This window comes from Streptomyces sp. NPDC093089 (assembly GCF_044754405.1).
Classification (GTDB): domain Bacteria; phylum Actinomycetota; class Actinomycetes; order Streptomycetales; family Streptomycetaceae; genus Streptomyces.
The window spans coordinates 442,839-458,714 of the sequence record NZ_JBIVPA010000008.1; the positions used below are offsets into that span (position 1 = coordinate 442,839).

Genomic DNA, 15,876 nt, shown 5'->3' on the forward strand with positions numbered 1-15,876 from the left:
GCTGACGAATGCCGCGTGGCGTAGACCGTCAGTGGGAACCCGCCGACGGATCCGGTGCGGCAAGGACCGTCAGCAGGACCCGCCGACGGATCCGGTGCGGCAGGGACCGTCAGCAGGACCCGCCGACGGATCCGGTGCGGCAGGGACCGTCAGCAGGACCCGCCGACGGATGCGGCACGGCAGGGACCGTCAGCGGGGATCCGCCGACCAGTCGACGATCCTGATGCCCGCGCCGGCGGCCTCGCGGCCGCGGCAGTGGGCGTGGTGGCGGCGGAGGACGGCGTCGACGTCGAGGCAACGGGCGAACTCGGGCTGCGCGGCGAGGCGTTGGGCGTAGGCCCACAGGGCCGGGTGGCCCGCGACGCGGTCCATGGCGGCGGCGTCCAGGTGCCAGCGGTGGACGGTGTCGAGCTGGACGAGGGTGACCCAGACGTGCACGTCGGCGGCGGTCGGCGCGTCGCCGAGCACGTACGGCGAACGGGCGAGCCGGCGTTCGAGGCGGCCGAGCGCGCCGAAGAGGACGGCCAGCGGGTCGCGGTGGGCGGCCGCGCCGTCGATGCCGAGTTCACCGGCCCGCTGGGCGGCCCGGTTGACGCTCCGCTCGCACAGGTCGGAGAGGGCGTCGATCTCGCGGCGCCGCTCGGCGGGCAGCAGGTCGGGGCCTTCGCCGCGGAAGCGGAGGGCGAGGTCGCGGAGGATGTCGGGGACGTGGGTGCTGACGATCCGTCCGGTCCAGCCGTCGCTCAGGACGGGGGCGGCGGCCGGACCGTCGTAGAGGTGGGCGCTGGCCTCGTACAGCGGGCGGAGGGCGGCGTGTCCGCCGTCGGGAGTGTCGGGGGTCTCGGGCAGCACGGCGAGCGGGAGCGTGTCGTCGAGTCCGAGCAGGGCGTGGGTCACGGCGATCCTCAGACAGCCGGGGTCCGAGGGGGCCACGTGGAGGCGGTAGCGGTGCGGGACGGCGTAGTGGCCGCTGGCGGCGTCGCGGCCGATCCGGCCGCGGAAGGCGGGCGCGGCGGAGGCGGGCAGGAGCGAGGACGGGACGACGGACATGCTTCTCCCTTAAGGGTGCTCGGTGCCGGGTCCGGGCGGGGCCCCGAGGCACCGGTCGCCGGGCACGGCGAACGGCACCTGCGCGGTGACGGAGGCGGCAGAGGTACGGGAAGGGTGCGGGGAGGCGGTGCGGGCGGACCGCGGCGCGGCGCCGTACCGGGCGGGGTGGCCTTCCGAGCGCCGGTCCCGGATCCCCCGGAAGGCTCCGGGCGGCGCGGGCGGACGGAACGGTGGCCCCGGCGGGGCGCGACCGGGCGGTGTGCTGCCGGTCGGGCTAGGCGGCGCTGCAGACCCGCAGCAGATCGATGTGACGGCGGGACGTGAGGGGCAGGGAGCGCGGGAGGGGCGCGGCGTGTGACGTGTCCCGCCGGCCGCTGCGTCCCATGGTTCCCTACCCGTTCGCTCGGTTTCCCCGTCCTCGAGTGTCCGGCCGCCCATCGGTGGCGTCAAGGGTGCGGTACGGCCGAGCACCGGATCGGCGACCCGATCGGCCGAAGCCGGTCCCGTCGGCGCCGTACGCGCCTCCGCGCCGACCGGAGTTCGCGCGCCTCCGCGCCGACCGCAGCGCGTCGGCCGGGTGTGCGGCGTCCGCTCGCGGCCGTACGGAATAATGCGCGCATGCGCATTTCAGCCAAGGCCGACTACGCGGTGCGGGCAGCCCTCCAGCTCGCCGCCTCCCAGGATTCGGGGCCGCTGAAGGCCGAGGCCATCGCCGAGGGCCAGGGCATCTCGCACAAGTTCCTGGAGGGGATCCTCGGCGACATGCGCAAGGGCGGTCTCGTGCAGAGCCAGCGCGGCGGCAACGGCGGTTACTGGCTCGCCAGGCCCGCGGAGACGATCTCCGTCGCGGACGTCATCCGCTGCGTGGACGGCCCCCTGGTCTCCGTCCGCGGGGAGCGCCCGCCGGACCTGTCGTACACGGGGCCGGCCGAGTCGCTGCTCACGCTGTGGATCGCCCTGCGGGCCGGTGTCCGCGAGGTGCTCGGGGTCTCGCTCGCCGAGGTGGCGGCGGCAGAGCTGCCGGCCGGCGTCATCGCGCTGGCCGACGACCCGGAGGCCTGGACCAACCCCTGACGGGCGGAGCGGACCCGCACGGAACGACGCGGCCCCACCATGACCCGAGACCGAACCGCGCGGCCCGAGGCTGAACCGCGCCCCGCCCGTCGAGCCGCATCGTGCCGCTTCGACCACGACCGAGCCACTGCCGGGCCACGCCCACCTGCGTCGATCCGGCACGGTCTCAGTGATCAAGACGACCTTGTCCAGCTCGCGGACGCCCCTTGGGGCCGGACCTTCACCTCTGCCACTATCCCTACTGTTCCAGTGGGGATACGAGAGATCAGGTGAGGTGACGTGAGCACGCCGAGGAAATCGCCGAAGAGACCCGCCCTACGCACCGCCTCCGCACCGGCCGTCCGGCTCGTCGACCGCCCCGCGGACGACGAGATCTGGCCCCGCGTCACCCGTGAACTCGCCGACGACCTCGCCGTCGACGCCCTCGCCAGGGACCGCGCCGGCAAGGCGCCGTTCGACGAGGTCGCCCGCCTCCAGGAAGCGGGACTGCCCGCGCTGCTCACGGCCCCCGGGCCGACCCGGCGCGGTGCCGACTGGCGCGCCGCGTGCGCCGTGGTGCGCGAGATAGCCGCCGCCGACAGCTCGGTGGGCGAACTCCTCGCCCACCACTACGCGCTGTCCTGGAGCAGCCGCTTCTTCGGCCCGGCGCCGGCCGAGGAGCCCGCGCCCGCCCAGAACCCCGACGAGGACCCCGCAGTAGGCTCCGACGCGGACCCCGGCGAGGACGGCGGCGGCGACCCGCCGAGGACCGCGGCACCGCGCGCACCCCGCACCGGGCGGACGGCCGGCGCGCCGCGTACCGCCCGGGCCCCGCTCGCCCTCGACGTCTGTACGTCCGAGGAGCGCTGGGTGCTCGCCGGCGGCATCGAACCGCCCCACGGCGGGACCGGCCAGGGGCTCACGCTCACCCCCGCCGAAGGCACCGGGGGCGGCGGCTGGGTGCTCGACGGGCGCCGCTCGTTCGCCTCCGGCGTGACCGTGGCCGACCGGCTCGTCGTCGGCGCCCGCCCCGGTGGCACCGGCGACCTGCTCGTCGTGCTCGTGGACCCTGCGCATCCCGGGGTGTTCACGGACGCGGGGACGGACCGGGTCGGGCAGCGGCTGGCCGGAGCCGGGACCGTCACCTTCGACCACGTGCCGGTGGAACCCGAGCACGTCCTGGGCACGCTCCCCCACGACGAGCACGCCGTCGCCCCGTTCACCACCCTCGCGCCGCTCGCCCTGCGGCTGCTGCTGGTGCACGTCGGACTCGGGATCGCCGAGGGCGCGCTCGCCGAGGCCCGGGACATCAGCCGCGCCGGACAGGCCGGACCGGCACCGGCCGACGGGACGGGCGGCCCGGCGGACGCCGAAGGCGCCGCCCCGGCGGGGGCCGGCGACGACCCGTACCTCCTCCTCGCGTACGGGGAGTTGGCAACGGCCGCGCACGCCGCCGCGGCGGTGGTGGAACGGGCGACGGACGCCCTGGCGCGCGGTCTGCTCGCCGGATGGTCGCTCGGCCCGGAGGAACGGGCCGACATCGCCGTCCTGGTGGCGGCGGCCGAGACGGTCAGCGGGCGGGCGGCCGTCCACATCACCACCCGCATCCTCGAACTCGTCGACGCCCCGGGCGCCGACGCCCGGGGCGGCGGGCCGGGCTTCGACCGCTTCTGGCGCAACGCCCGTGCCCTCACCGCCCCCACGCAGGCGGCCCACCGGCTCCGCGACATCGGGGACCACTACCTCAACGGCACCCACGCACGGCTCACCCTCCGGGCCTGAGTCCGCCGCCGCGTGCGGACGACGGCGCGCACGAGAGGACCGACGGCCCGGCATGTCAGGGCGTCCGGCCAGGTGGGACGTTCGGCACGTCAGGACGTCTGACCAGTCGGGACGTCCGGCATGTCGGGACGTCCGGCCCTGTCGTCAAGCGGCCGATGGGCCCAAGCTGGAGGCAACAGGGTCCGGCCGGCCGGCGGGACCCGTCACCGCATCGACGGAGGAAACCTGATGAGTCGTGAGATCGTCGCCGGAGTGGACGGATCCCCGGAGAGCCTCGCCGCGGCCGACTGGGCCGCCCGCGAGGCCCTCCACCGGGGGCTGCCGCTACGTCTCGCGCACGCCTGGCGCTGGGAGCCGCTCGACATCCCGCTGGTCCAGGAACCCGAGACCCAGCAGCGCGCCGCGTTCGCCGTGCTGCGCGAGGCCGAGGCGACGATCGCGGAGCGCCACCCGGAGGTCGCGCTCTCGGCCGAGGTCCTCCCCGACACCCCGGTCGCCGCGCTGCTGGGCGCCGAGGAGGACGCCGAGATGCTGGTCATCGGTTCGCGCGGGCACGGCCCCGTGGCCGGGTTCCTGCTCGGCTCGTACGGTCAGCAGATCATCGCCGCCGCCGCGTGCCCGGTGGTGGCCGTCCGCACCCGCGACGGCGAGCAGGCCGAACCGCCCACCGGGTACGTGCTCGTCGGCCAGCACGGCGACCCGGAGGACAGTGCCGCCGCCCTGCGCTTCGCCTTCGAGACCGCCGCCGCGCGCGGGGCGGGGGTGCGGGCCGTCCGTGCGTGGAGCCTGCCGTCCCTCTACGCGTACAGCCCGGCGTCGATGCGGCTCGCCGACGAGGCCGGCGGGCTCGTGCCGTACGAGGAGAAGGCGCTGCGCGAGGCCCTGGCCCCCTGGCGGGAGCGGTACCCGGACGTACCGGTGACCGAGCACGTCGAACTGGGCAGCGCGGGCCAGGTGTTGCTCTCCGTGTCGGGCGCCGCCCAGCTCCTGGTGGTCGGTCGGCGCGCCCGGCGCGGCGCGATCGGCCCGCGCATCGGTTCCGTGGCCCACGCGGCGCTCCACCTCGCGCCCTGCCCGGTGGCGGTGATCCCGCAGGGCTGAAAGGCTCGGACGTGGATTGACGCGTCGTGTTGACGGAGAGTGTCGGGGCGGCCCGGTCAGGAAAGTGTTACCGCCGTCGCCCCGGTGGCTCGACCGGCACCGGACCCTCCGGCGACCTCGGCGAGAGAGCGGAACTCCATGCGGCACCACGACCGTCCCGACCACCACGACCGTCCCGACTCCTCCGACCACCACGACCGTCCCGGGCAGCCGAGCCACTCCGACGGCCCCGACCGCCCTCGGCTCTCCGGCGCGGACGCGTCGACGCGCGCGGGCGGCCGGCACCGCAGGAGCGGCGGAACGGGGCGACGGGCAGTGCGCCGCCCGTCCTTCCGTACCACCGTCACCCTCACCGGGGCCGCCGCGGCCCTGCTCACGGTGGTGACCGGGATGTACGTGGCCTCGCCGGCGCCCGCGGTCCCGGCGGCCGTCACGCCCGCCGCCGCGCCGGCGGCGGCCGGAGCCGTGGTGGTGCGGTACGCCCAGGAGGTCGTCACGCTCGCCAACGCCGAGCGGGATAAGGCCGGTTGCGGTCCGCTCCGCACGGAGGGCCGTCTGCGCGCCGCCGCGCAGGGGCACGCCGACGACATGGCGGCCCGTGACTACTACCGACACGACAGCCCGGAGGGCCACGACGCGGGCGACCGGATCACGGGGGCCGGGTACGCGTGGTCGACCTGGGGGGAGAACATCCACCGCGGACCGCGGACCCCGGCCCGCGCGATGGAGGACTGGATGGAGAGTCCGGGCCATCGGGCGAACATCCTCAACTGCGCCTTCAGGGACATCGGAGTCGGCGTGACACTCACCGCCAACGGCCCCTGGTGGGTGCAGGACTTCGGCACCAGACGCTGAGGAAGGGGCCGAAACGGAGAGGGCTCCGAGCGCGTCAGGACTCGGGGGCCGCCAGTTTCTGCACCCAGATCGTGCCGCGGGGACCGGGCGCCGACGCCACGCCGGTGTCCCGGAAACGGCAGTCGAGCATGTTCTCCTCGTGCATCGCCCCGTCGGTCCAGTCGTCGACGACGGCCGCCGGGTCGGACGAACCGCGGGCCAGGTTCTCGGCCCAGGCGCTCCAGTCGTACCCGGCGGCGGTGATCCGCACGTCGGCGAAGTCGCCCTCCGGGCTGCTGTGCCCGTAGTAGCCGCGCGCGACCATGTCCCGGGCGTAGGCGCGCGCCGCGGCGACCAGCCGCGGGTCGGTGTGCAGCGGGGCGCAGCCCGCGGCCGTCCGGAGCCGGTTGACCTTCGCGGTCAGCCGGTCCTCGGCGGTGGGCCGGGGCGCCGGGGGCGTGGTCCTGCGGGGTTTCGGCGGCCGGGTCGTCAGTGTCGGGACGGCGACGGTCGCCGACGGGGCGGGGGCCGTCGTCGTCGTGGCGGGCGGGGGTGCGGCGACGGGCCGGGCGGGGGCGGGTCGGGGGTCGGGCTGCCGGGGTACGAGGAGGGCGACCGCCCCGAGGACGGCGACGGCGGCGGCCCCGGCGACGCAGGCGCGCGTGAGCGGTGTCCACCGGGAGGCGGCCTCGAAGGCGACGGGTTCGGTGGCCAGGGTCTCGGTGCCCCGCAGGGCTGCGGCGGCGAGCGGGGGCACGAGGCCGATGCCGACGAGCAGTCCCTCGACCGGGGCGAGTCCGCGGCGGCCGGTCACGCGGTCGGTGCAGGCGGCGCAGGTGCGCAGGTGGCGGGCGACGCGCTTGCGCCAGAGCGGGGAGGGGCGGCCGTCCCAGCCGGCGAGGATGTCCGTGAGCTCCGGGCAGGGCGGCACGGCGCCCAGGGCGCGCACCACGGCCCGGCCGGTCTCCAGGCGTTCCTTCATGCGCTGGATGCGGACGGCGGCGTGCTGCGGGGAGATGCCGCCGAGTCCCTCGGCGACCTCGGCGCGGGTCAGCTCCCCGGCGGCCTCCAGCCACCACAGGGAGAGGAGTTCGCGGTCGTCCTCGTCGAGCCAGCGGGTGGCGCGGGCGACGTCGCGGCGCTGCCCGGAGAGACCGAGCCGGAGGATGGTGAGCTCGGTGAAGTCGCCGGCCGGGTCGACGAGGTCCGACGCGCGGTCGAGGCCGGGTACCGGCGCCTGCTGGCGTTCGCGCCAGCGGCGCCGTATCCCGTTCATGGCGATGGCGACGAGCCAGGAGCGGAAGCGGTCGGGGTCGCGGAGGCCGGAGAGGCCGTCGAGAGCGCGGACCATCGTCTCCTGGACGATGTCGTCGGTGTCGGCGTGGCCGTCCAGGGCACGGCCGACGACGTTGTGGACGAGGGGCAGGTAGGCGCGCACCAGTGCGTCCCTGGCGTGCTCGTCACCGGCCCTCGCCGCTTCCACCAGGGCGGTGGTGCGGCGCTCGTCGCTGTGCATGGATTGGCTCCCTCATCCCTCGTCCGAGTCCCCCGTCGTTCGGAGACCCGTGGGAGCGGGAGGGATAACACTTCTTCCGGTGGTGTCCGGGGACCTTACACCGGTGGTGCCGCGGGCAGGGTCGGGACCGTGGCCCCGTGGCCCTCCCGGACGGCTGCGACGACGGCGTCGTGCAGGTCGCGGCTCTCCTCCTCCGTCGCGCACGGAACGGGACTGCCCGACATGGTGAACCAGTCGGACGCGCCGCTGTACTGCACGGCCACTCGTGCCTCGCGCTCGGCCCAGGTCGTGTGCACGGTCAGATCGCCCGTCACGACGCCGGCCTCGTCGGTCAGCACCCCACCTCGCCCGGTGTACACACCGGCGGTCGTCCAAGATGCCCAGCTCATCCATCCAGGTTCACACCAGGCGGTGAGATGCGCCACCGACGGGACCGCCCCGGCCGGAGGAGTTTCCGGCCGGGGCGGTACGGGCGCGCGCGGGTCAGGCGAGGGACGCGACGGCCTCGTTGAAGGTGGCGGACGGGCGCATCACGGCCGCGGCCTTGGCCGGGTCGGGCTGGTAGTAGCCGCCGATCTCGGCCGGGGAGCCCTGGACGGCGTTCAGCTCGTCGACGATCTTCTGCTCGTTGGCGGCCAGCGTCTCGGCGAGCGGGGCGAAGGCCTTGGCCAGCTCCGCGTCCTCGGTCTGGGCGGCCAGCTCCTGGGCCCAGTAGAAGGACAGGTAGAAGTGGCTGCCGCGGTTGTCGATACCACCGATGCGACGGGTCGGCGACTTGTCCTCGTTGAGGAAGGTGCCGGTGGCGCGGTCGAGGGTGTCGGCGAGGACCTGGGCGCGGGCGTTGCCCGTGGTGGTCGCGAGGTGCTCGAAGGAGGCGGCCAGGGCGAAGAACTCGCCGAGGCTGTCCCAGCGGAGGTAGTTCTCCTTGACGAGCTGCTGGACGTGCTTCGGGGCGGAGCCGCCGGCGCCGGTCTCGAAGAGGCCGCCGCCCGCCATCAGCGGGACGACCGACAGCATCTTGGCGCTGGTGCCCAGCTCCAGGATCGGGAAGAGGTCGGTCAGGTAGTCGCGCAGGACGTTGCCGGTGACCGAGATGGTGTCCTCGCCGCGGCGGATGCGCTCCAGGGAGAACTTCGTGGCCTCGACGGGGGACAGGATCTTGATGTCCAGGCCCTCGGTGTCGTGCTCCGGCAGGTACTGCTCGACCTTGGCGATGAGCTGCGCGTCGTGGGCGCGGTTCTCGTCGAGCCAGAAGACGGCCGGGGCGCCGGTGGCGCGGGCGCGGGTGACGGCGAGCTTGACCCAGTCCTGGATGGGCAGGTCCTTGGTCTGGCAGGCGCGGAAGATGTCGCCCTCGGCGACCTCCTGCTCCAGGACGACGTTGCCCGCGGAGTCGACGAGGCGGACGGTGCCGGCCTGGGCGATCTCGAAGGTCTTGTCGTGGGAGCCGTACTCCTCGGCCTTCTGCGCCATGAGGCCGACGTTCGGGACGGAGCCCATGGTCGCCGGGTCGAAGGCGCCGTGGGCGCGGCAGTCCTCGATGACGGCCTGGTAGACGCCGGAGTAGCTGTGGTCCGGGAGGACGGCGAGGGTGTCGGCCTCCTGGCCGTCCGGGCCCCACATGTGGCCGGAGGTGCGGATCATGGCCGGCATCGAGGCGTCGACGATGACGTCGGACGGCACGTGCAGGTTGGTGATGCCCTTGTCGGAGTCGACCATGGCGAGGGCCGGGCCCGCGGCCAGCTCGGCCTCGAAGGAGGCCTTGATCTCGGCGCCGAGGCCGTGCGGGATGGCGTCGAGGCCGCCCAGGACGGTGCCGAGGCCGTCGTTCGGGGACAGGCCGGCGGCGGTGAGCACCTCGCCGTACTTGGCGAAGGTGGCCGGGAAGAAGGCGCGGACCACGTGGCCGAAGACGATCGGGTCGGAGACCTTCATCATCGTGGCCTTGAGGTGCACGGAGAAGAGCACGTCGTCGGCCTTGGCGCGGGCGACCTGCTCGCTCAGGAAGGTGCGGAGCGCGGCGGCGCGCATGACGGCGGCGTCGACGACCTCGCCGGCGATGACCTTCAGCGGGGCGCGGAGCTCGCTGGTGGTGCCGTCGGCGGCGGTGAACTCGAAGCGCAGGGTGTCGTCCTGGGTGACGACGACCGACTTCTCCGTGGAGGCGAAGTCGTTCTCGCTCATGGTGGCGACGTTGGTCTTGGACTCGGGGGTCCAGGCGCCCATGCGGTGCGGGTGGTTCTTGGCGTAGTTCTTGACCGAGCCGGGCGCGCGGCGGTCGGAGTTGCCCTCGCGCAGGACCGGGTTGACGGCCGAGCCCTTGATCTTGTCGTAGCGGGCGCGGACGTCCTTGTCCTGGTCCGTCTGCGGGTCGTCCGGGTAGTCCGGGAGGGCGTAGCCCTGCGCCTGGAGCTCGGCGATGGCGGCCTTGAGCTGCGGGATGGACGCCGAGACGTTCGGCAGCTTGATGATGTTGGCGCCGGGCGTCTTGGCCAGGTCGCCGAGCTCGGCGAGGGCGTCGGCGATGCGCTGGCCCTCCTCCAGGAACTCGGGGAAGACGGCGATGATGCGGCCGGCGAGGGAGATGTCCCGCGTCTCGACCGTGACGCCGGCCTGCGAGGCATACGCCTGGATCACGGGCAGGAACGAGTACGTCGCCAGGGCAGGCGCCTCGTCAGTGTGGGTGTAGATGATGGTCGAGTCAGTCACCGGGTGCTCCGCTCCACGTCTGCGTATGCGAGATTGCTCGACATCAAGATATCTCGTGATCGAGGTCCTCGGTAAAGGGCCCCACGAGCTCGCTCTCGCGCTGCACCCCCGCGGCCTCCACGAAGGGCCCGCCGAGCCGGTACGGGGTGGGGGCCCCGTCCACGTCGACGCGGCGCAGCAGGGCGAGCAGGACGAGGCCGGTGGCGGCCGTCACACCGGCGGCGAGGGCCTGGCCGCAGCGGTGGGCGAGCCGGAGCTCGGCGGGGTCGTAGGGGGCGGTGGCGGGCAGGGCGAGGGTGTCGCCGAGCAGCCAGAACCCGGCGCCGAGGCCGGCCGCGGCGAGCAGGGCGAGCGGGACGGTCACCGGGAGGCCGGGCAGGAGGGGGCCGCGCCGGGGGCCGGGGCGGACCTTGCCCTTGCGGGCGAGGAAGGCGAGGAGCCCGCATTCGACGGCGAGGGCGACGAGGGCGGCGGCGATGACGTCGCCGGGCCGGTGCCGTCCGGAGGCGATGGTGTACGCGCCGACGGCGGCGGCCCAGAGGGTTCCGGCGCCGACGGCGAGGGCCCGGAGCCGGTACGGGACGACGAGGACGAGACCGAGGGCGGTGCCCACGGCGAGCGTGGTCTGGACGCTGGGGAAGCCGCTGGGGACGAGCGCCCCGGCGGTGTCGAGGAGCCGGGGGCGGGGTGCGAAGCGCTGGAGCAGTCCGGTGACGGCGAGGGCCGTGGCGAGTGCGCCCGCCGCGGCCCCGGTCAGCGCGTACCGCTTGCGTATGAGCCCCACGGCGAGGAGCAGGGCGCATCCGGCGGCCAGCGAGAAGGTGGTGAGGCCGGAGAGCGAGGGGTGGTCGCGCAGCAGGGTGGCGGCGGCGGTGTCGGCGCGCCGGCCGGTCACGGCGGCGTCGCCCCAGCGCCGGCCGGTCGCGGTGAGCACGAGGCCCGCGTAGACGACCGTCAGGAGGAGGACCGCCCCGAGGCAGGCACGCCGGGTCCGGGTGCGGACCCGGGTGCTGAAGGAGCCGGCGGTCTCGCCGGCCACGGCGGCGTACCACCAGGTGTCACCGGTCTCCAGCGGCCTCGGGGAACCGCCGGCGCGGAGCCTGTCGTAGGGAGCCATGCCCCGATTCGAACCCACGCGCGGCCGGGCCGCCCGCTGGACTCACCCGAACGACATGCCGACGGCGGGAACCGCCCGCGTCAGCGCTCGCGGCCCGGGCGCTCGCCGAGGACGAGCAGCACGAGGCCCGTCAGCAGGGTGAGCACGCTCGCGACGCCGAGGACGGAGCTCACGGCCCGGTCGTCGGTGAAGGGGGAGAGCGTCTGGACGGCGAAGGCGGCGGCCATGAGCAGCTGGCCCCGGCCGTGGAGGCCCGTCCGGAAGACCCGGGACCGCAGCCACGGCCAGATCCAGCCGGTGCGGACCGCGGCGGCGCCGCTGGCGGCGAAGAGGAGCGCGAAAGCGCCCGGGACGAAGACGTGCCAGTCCATTCCGACCCCCTGGTCCCCCGGCCCGCTGCCGGGGTCGGCGCGATCATGCCACAGCGAGGGGACGGGAGCGGTCGCGGTCGTGACGGCGGGTGCCGTACAGGGTGAACGCCGTGTTCACCAGGGCCACGTGACTGAGCGCCTGGGGCATGTTGCCGAGTTGGCGGGCGGCGACCGGGTCCCATTCCTCGGCGAGCAGGCCGACGTCGTTGCGGATGTCGAGGACCCGCTCGAAGACGGTGCGGGCCTCGTCGGGGCGGCCGGTCATGGCGAGGGCGTCGGCGTACCAGAACGTGCAGGCGACGAAGGCGCCTTCGGTGCCGCCGAGGTCGTCGAGGGCGTGGGTGCCGCCGTCGCGCACGTCCCCGTACCGGCGCAGGAACCCGTGGTCGTCGAGTCGTTCCATCGCCCGCACGGTGCCGAGGACCCGCGGGTCCCCGGCGGGGAGGAAGCCGAGCCGGGGGATCAGCAGGGCGGTGGCGTCGACCTCGTGGCTTCCGTAGGACTGGGTGAACGTCCCCTGGTCCTCGCTCCAGCCCCGGGCGCAGATCTCCGCGTGCAGCTCCTGGCGCAGCGCCTGCCAGCGGTGCACGGAGCCGCGCAGTCCGGCGACGCGGGCGAGGCGCACGGCCCGGTCGGCGGCGACCCAGGACATCACCTTGGAGTGGACGAAGTGGCGGCGCGAGCCCCGGACTTCCCAGATGCCCTCGTCGGGTTCCCGCCAGCGTTCGCCGAGGTACTCCAGGAGCGCGGCGATCAGGGCCCAGGCCGGTGGGTCGAGGACGACGCCGGCCCGGACGGCCGAGTAGACGGTGTTGAGCACCTCGCCGTAGATGTCGAGCTGGAACTGGTCGACGGCCGCGTTGCCGAATCTGACGGGCTGTGAACCCTCGTAGCCGGGAAGCCAGTCGGCGTGCGTCTCGGGGAGCCGGCGCTGCCCCTCGACCCCGTACAGCGGCTGGAGGTCGGCGGGGTCGCCCGCGACGGCGCGGAGCAGCCACTCCGTCCAGGCCAGCGCCTCCCTGCGGTAGCCGCCGCGCAGCAGGCAGGAGAGGGTGAAGGTGGAGTCGCGCAGCCAGCAGAAGCGGTAGTCCCAGTTGCGCCGGCCGCCGATGGACTCGGGGAGCGAGGCGGTGGCCGCCGCGACGACGCCGCCGGTGGGGGCGTACGTCAGGGCCTTGAGGGTGAGCAGGGAGCGGATGGCGGCGTCCCTGGCGGGGCCGTCGTAACGGAGCGTGGCGGCCCAGTCGTTCCAGAAGGCGAGGGTGCGGGTGAGGGCGGCGTCGATCGCGGCGGGCGGGGCGGCGGGCGGCGCGTGCGCGTGCGAGGGGCGCCAGCCAAGGGTGAACGCGACGCGGCGCCCGGCCGTGACGGTGAAGTCGAAGGTGGTCCGGTCGGCGCTGACGGCGGGTTCGACGCCGGGGCCGCAGGAGAGGTAGGCGGCGTCGGGTCCGGCGACGGACACGACGGTGCGGCGGTCCACGGAGCGGGTCCAGGGCACGATGCTGCCGTGGTGGAAGCGGACCCTCGACTCGCCGCGCATGGCGACCCGTCCGCTGATCCCCTCGACGACGCGGACGATCGTCGGCGCGCCTTCGTCGAGGTCGCGCGGCGGCATGAAGTCGGTGACCCGGACTGTTCCGGAGAGGGACTCCCAGACGGTGTCGAGGACGAGCGTGTCGCCCCGGTAACTCCTGCGCGTGCAGCGGGTCTCGCCGACGGGGGCGAGGAGCCACCGGCCGTGTCCGGGGTCCCCGAGGAGGGCCGCGAGGCAGGCGGGCGAGTCGAAGCGGGGTGCGCACCACCAGTCGACGGACCCGTCGGTACCGATGAGCGCGGCTGTCTCCAGGTCACCGACGAGGGCGTAGTCTTCAATTCGCCCTGCCATGACGGGATTGTATGCCCGCAAGGGGGCGCTTGTATAAACGAGCAGTCGCCCCGAGTGAAATCACCCGCTTCTCCAAGGGATTCCGCCGGGGTCATTCCTTCGCGGTCGGCCGCATGTTCTTCCGCTTTTCTTGACGCCTTCGCCCTTCGCGCAGGATTCTGGAAGTCGCGGGTCCGCAGCGCGGAAGGCCGTACCGATGAGTAGCGATTCGCACCCCCTTCGCCGGTCGACCGACCGGGAACCCGGGGCCGGTGAGCGCGCGGTGAGCCTGGTCCTCACGATCCGCCCCGGGCGCGGCGATCGGGGACGGGACCTCGACACGCTCCTCGGCCAGGTGCCGTCCAGCGTGCGGGAGGTGGTGCTGGTCGGCGCACCCGCCGGCGGGCGGATCGCGCGCCCGGACCTGACCGTGCGGAGCGTGGGGGCCTGGGACTTCGAGAAGGGCGACACCCCGCACGCGGGACTGCTCGCGGCCACCGGGGACCTGATCGTGCTGATGAACGCCGACGGCAGCATGTCGCCGGACGAGATCCCGCATTTCCTGCATTACCTGGAGAACGGCTACGACTTCGTCAAGGGATCGCGTTTCATCGCGGGCGGGGACGTCGCCGCCTCCTCGCTGGTCCGGCGTCTCGGGCATCGCGCCCTGCTGCGCGTCGCGCGCCGGCTCTACGGTCAGCGGCTGACCGATCTCTGGTACGGCTTCTGCGCTTTCCGCCGCTCGTTCGTCGATCTCCTCGACCTCCGCGAGGACGGTGTCGAACTCGGGGCGGAACTCGTCGCGCACGCGCTGCACTACGGCCTGCGGGTGGCCGAGGTGCCGAGCCGCGAACTCCCGTGCCGCCACGGGGCTTCGCGCCTCCGCACCGTCCGCGACGGCGCCCGCATCCTCGGCACGCTCCTCGACGAGCGCCCGCACAACGCGCTGTCGCGCCTCGCCCACGGCTCCTTCCGCGGCTCCTCCGGTTGACGAATCACCCCCGGGAGGCTAAGGCTGGATACAGCGCTATTTCCGGATCAGCGCCCCGGGACGGACGTTTCAGAACGGATCAGCTCAGCTCTCACCAGGCCCTCGGTAGGGTCGGTTGCCGGAAGAGGCTCGTCGTGACCTCCCTCCCCATCAGCCGAACGCCGGCGGCACCCGCGCCGCATCCCCTGCGGCGGGTGACCGACTGGCCCCTGGCCGAGGCCCGCCGCCGTTCGCCCTGCCCCTCCCCGCACCGCCCGACCCCGCACCCGGCCCGCCGGAGCTCCGACCGGATCCGTGCCGCCGCCCCGCCCCTGAGCAGGACGTGCAGGCCGCGCGGAGCAGCCCGTCGCCGACGCGCCCGTACGGTCCGCACGCACGCCGCGCGGCGGCGCGGTTCCGGCGGCCCAGGCGGCGCGGACGGCCCGGACGGTCCCGCTGCCGACGGCTCGGCCCGACCCCACGCACCGCTCGTCCGCGTGCCCGTGCGCCGCCTTACGGCCCGCGCCCTCCCCCGAGGGGGCGAGCCGTGATGGCGGCCGCGCGGGGCGCCCTCCTGGTCGCCGTGTCCGGGCCCGCGGGATCCGCCAGGTCCGCGCTGGTCGTACGGATCGGAACGCTGCTCCGTGAACGCGGCCTGACCGTCGTCTCCGCACGCGGTCACGGCTGCTTCCTGTGCCACGGGTTCCCGGTTTCCCCCCGGGTGAGGGATGCGGGGGAACCGGGCGGGGGCGTGTGGGCACGGCGCGCCAAGGATCCCGAGCGCCGGGGATCCAGGCAGCACCGTGCCCACGCGTTCCTGCACGCCTTCGAGCTCACGGCCCGCATCGCGGCGGCGCGGACCCTGGTGAGGAAGCGGGCGCGCGGCGGCCGGGCGGTGGTCCTGACCGACCGGGGCCCGCTGGACGAACTGGTGGCGTTCGACCCGCCGGCCCGCTCCCGGGAGGCGGGTGCCTTCCGCCGGATCGCCGACCGCTACGGTCTGACGCTGCTCGTGGACACCGGACCCGACACCCCGCGGGGCCGCGGCCAGGACGACACCGCCGGTCGTCCGGCCCGCTCCTGGCCCCGCTACCGCCGCTGGGCGCGGCAACTCCCCCGGGTCGCCCGGCTCGACGGCCGGCGGGCTCCGTCCCTGGTCGCGGCCGTCGCCGCGGAGCGGATCCTCGACGCGGTACGGGAGCGGGAGCGGCCCGCCGGAGGTTCGCGGCCCCGTGCCGTGGGGGGGCGGGGGGCCCCCCCCCCCCCCCCCCCCCCCGCGGGGGGGGGCGGGGGGGGGGGGGGGCCCGGGGGGGGCCGCCCGCCGGGGGGGGGGGGGCCCCGGGGGGGGCCGGGGGGGGCGCGGCGGGCGCGGGGGGGGGGCCCCGGGCCGGGGGCGGGGGGGGGGCGGGCCCCGCGGGGGGGGGGGGGCCCGGGGCGGGGGGGGGCGGGGCCCCCCCCCCGCCCCCCCACCACACGGGGCGGCGGCACGTGGTGGTGTCGGTGTACGAC

At 75.1% G+C, this 15,876-nt stretch carries 12 protein-coding genes; 5 read left to right on the forward strand and 7 right to left on the reverse strand.

Annotated features, from left to right (window positions below; translation table 11 throughout):
- Window positions 1-189: 189 nt before the first annotated feature.
- Entirely contained in the window at window positions 190-1,050 is an 861-nt protein-coding gene (locus ACIQFX_RS21450; RefSeq protein ID WP_402465567.1) for a glutathione S-transferase C-terminal domain-containing protein, read from the reverse strand.
- Window positions 1,051-1,668: 618 nt separating this feature from the next.
- Here ACIQFX_RS21450 and ACIQFX_RS21455 point away from each other — a divergent pair.
- The 4 genes from ACIQFX_RS21455 to ACIQFX_RS21470 all read left to right on the forward strand — a co-directional run bounded on the left by ACIQFX_RS21455 (window position 1,669) and on the right by ACIQFX_RS21470 (window position 5,841).
- Window positions 1,669-2,124 (forward strand): RrF2 family transcriptional regulator, encoded by a 456-nt coding sequence (locus ACIQFX_RS21455; RefSeq protein WP_402465570.1) that lies wholly within the window; start codon window positions 1,669-1,671, stop codon window positions 2,122-2,124.
- Window positions 2,125-2,403: 279 nt separating this feature from the next.
- The gene (locus ACIQFX_RS21460; protein ID WP_402465572.1) at window positions 2,404-3,885 is read left to right on the forward strand and encodes an acyl-CoA dehydrogenase; all 1,482 of its coding nucleotides are present in this window, start codon (window positions 2,404-2,406) and stop codon (window positions 3,883-3,885) included.
- A 228-nt stretch (window positions 3,886-4,113) separates the two neighbouring features.
- Window positions 4,114-4,986: a universal stress protein gene (locus ACIQFX_RS21465; protein WP_402465574.1), complete on the forward strand. Its 873-nt coding sequence runs from the start codon at window positions 4,114-4,116 to the stop codon at window positions 4,984-4,986.
- Window positions 4,987-5,124: 138 nt separating this feature from the next.
- Window positions 5,125-5,841 carry a CAP domain-containing protein gene (locus ACIQFX_RS21470; RefSeq protein ID WP_402465576.1) on the forward strand — a complete coding sequence of 239 codons (717 nt, stop codon included), beginning with the start codon at window positions 5,125-5,127 and terminating at the stop codon, window positions 5,839-5,841.
- 34 nt (window positions 5,842-5,875) lie between these two features.
- On the opposite strand, the gene ACIQFX_RS21475 is transcribed toward ACIQFX_RS21470, so the two are convergent.
- From ACIQFX_RS21475 to ACIQFX_RS21500, 6 genes are all read right to left on the reverse strand, one after another.
- Complete coding sequence (locus ACIQFX_RS21475; protein WP_402465579.1) at window positions 5,876-7,336, reverse strand: sigma-70 family RNA polymerase sigma factor; 1,461 nt, start codon at window positions 7,334-7,336, stop codon at window positions 5,876-5,878.
- Between the two features lie 95 nt (window positions 7,337-7,431).
- Window positions 7,432-7,725 (reverse strand): hypothetical protein, encoded by a 294-nt coding sequence (locus ACIQFX_RS21480; RefSeq protein ID WP_402465581.1) that lies wholly within the window; start codon window positions 7,723-7,725, stop codon window positions 7,432-7,434.
- A gap of 94 nt (window positions 7,726-7,819) precedes the next feature.
- The gene (locus tag ACIQFX_RS21485) at window positions 7,820-10,045 is read right to left on the reverse strand and encodes an NADP-dependent isocitrate dehydrogenase (RefSeq protein WP_402465584.1); all 2,226 of its coding nucleotides are present in this window, start codon (window positions 10,043-10,045) and stop codon (window positions 7,820-7,822) included.
- 43 nt (window positions 10,046-10,088) lie between these two features.
- A complete protein-coding gene (locus ACIQFX_RS21490) occupies window positions 10,089-11,162 on the reverse strand; it encodes a phosphatase PAP2 family protein (RefSeq protein WP_402465587.1) in 1,074 nt (357 codons plus the stop codon).
- Between the two features lie 80 nt (window positions 11,163-11,242).
- A complete protein-coding gene (locus tag ACIQFX_RS21495; protein ID WP_402465590.1) occupies window positions 11,243-11,533 on the reverse strand; it encodes a hypothetical protein in 291 nt (96 codons plus the stop codon).
- A gap of 43 nt (window positions 11,534-11,576) precedes the next feature.
- The gene (locus tag ACIQFX_RS21500) at window positions 11,577-13,418 is read right to left on the reverse strand and encodes a glycoside hydrolase family 15 protein (protein ID WP_402465593.1); all 1,842 of its coding nucleotides are present in this window, start codon (window positions 13,416-13,418) and stop codon (window positions 11,577-11,579) included.
- 262 nt (window positions 13,419-13,680) lie between these two features.
- Between ACIQFX_RS21500 and ACIQFX_RS21505 the strand changes: the two genes are divergently transcribed.
- Window positions 13,681-14,388 (forward strand): glycosyltransferase family 2 protein, encoded by a 708-nt coding sequence (locus tag ACIQFX_RS21505; RefSeq protein WP_402465596.1) that lies wholly within the window; start codon window positions 13,681-13,683, stop codon window positions 14,386-14,388.
- The last annotated feature ends 1,488 nt before the right edge of the window (window positions 14,389-15,876 follow it).

What these genes read in the sequence shown, in the direction of transcription:
- ACIQFX_RS21500 (WP_402465593.1), bottom strand. Translation starts at nt 13,418, where the DNA reads ATGGCAGGGCGAATTGAAGACTACGCCCTCGTCGGTGACCTGGAGACA.
- ACIQFX_RS21475 (WP_402465579.1), bottom strand. Translation starts at nt 7,336, where the DNA reads ATGCACAGCGACGAGCGCCGCACCACCGCCCTGGTGGAAGCGGCGAGG.
- ACIQFX_RS21480 (WP_402465581.1), bottom strand. Translation starts at nt 7,725, where the DNA reads ATGAGCTGGGCATCTTGGACGACCGCCGGTGTGTACACCGGGCGAGGT.
- ACIQFX_RS21470 (WP_402465576.1), top strand. Translation starts at nt 5,125, where the DNA reads ATGCGGCACCACGACCGTCCCGACCACCACGACCGTCCCGACTCCTCC.
- ACIQFX_RS21490 (WP_402465587.1), bottom strand. Translation starts at nt 11,162, where the DNA reads ATGGCTCCCTACGACAGGCTCCGCGCCGGCGGTTCCCCGAGGCCGCTG.
- ACIQFX_RS21495 (WP_402465590.1), bottom strand. Translation starts at nt 11,533, where the DNA reads ATGGACTGGCACGTCTTCGTCCCGGGCGCTTTCGCGCTCCTCTTCGCC.
- ACIQFX_RS21455 (WP_402465570.1), top strand. Translation starts at nt 1,669, where the DNA reads ATGCGCATTTCAGCCAAGGCCGACTACGCGGTGCGGGCAGCCCTCCAG.
- ACIQFX_RS21450 (WP_402465567.1), bottom strand. Translation starts at nt 1,050, where the DNA reads ATGTCCGTCGTCCCGTCCTCGCTCCTGCCCGCCTCCGCCGCGCCCGCC.
- ACIQFX_RS21465 (WP_402465574.1), top strand. Translation starts at nt 4,114, where the DNA reads ATGAGTCGTGAGATCGTCGCCGGAGTGGACGGATCCCCGGAGAGCCTC.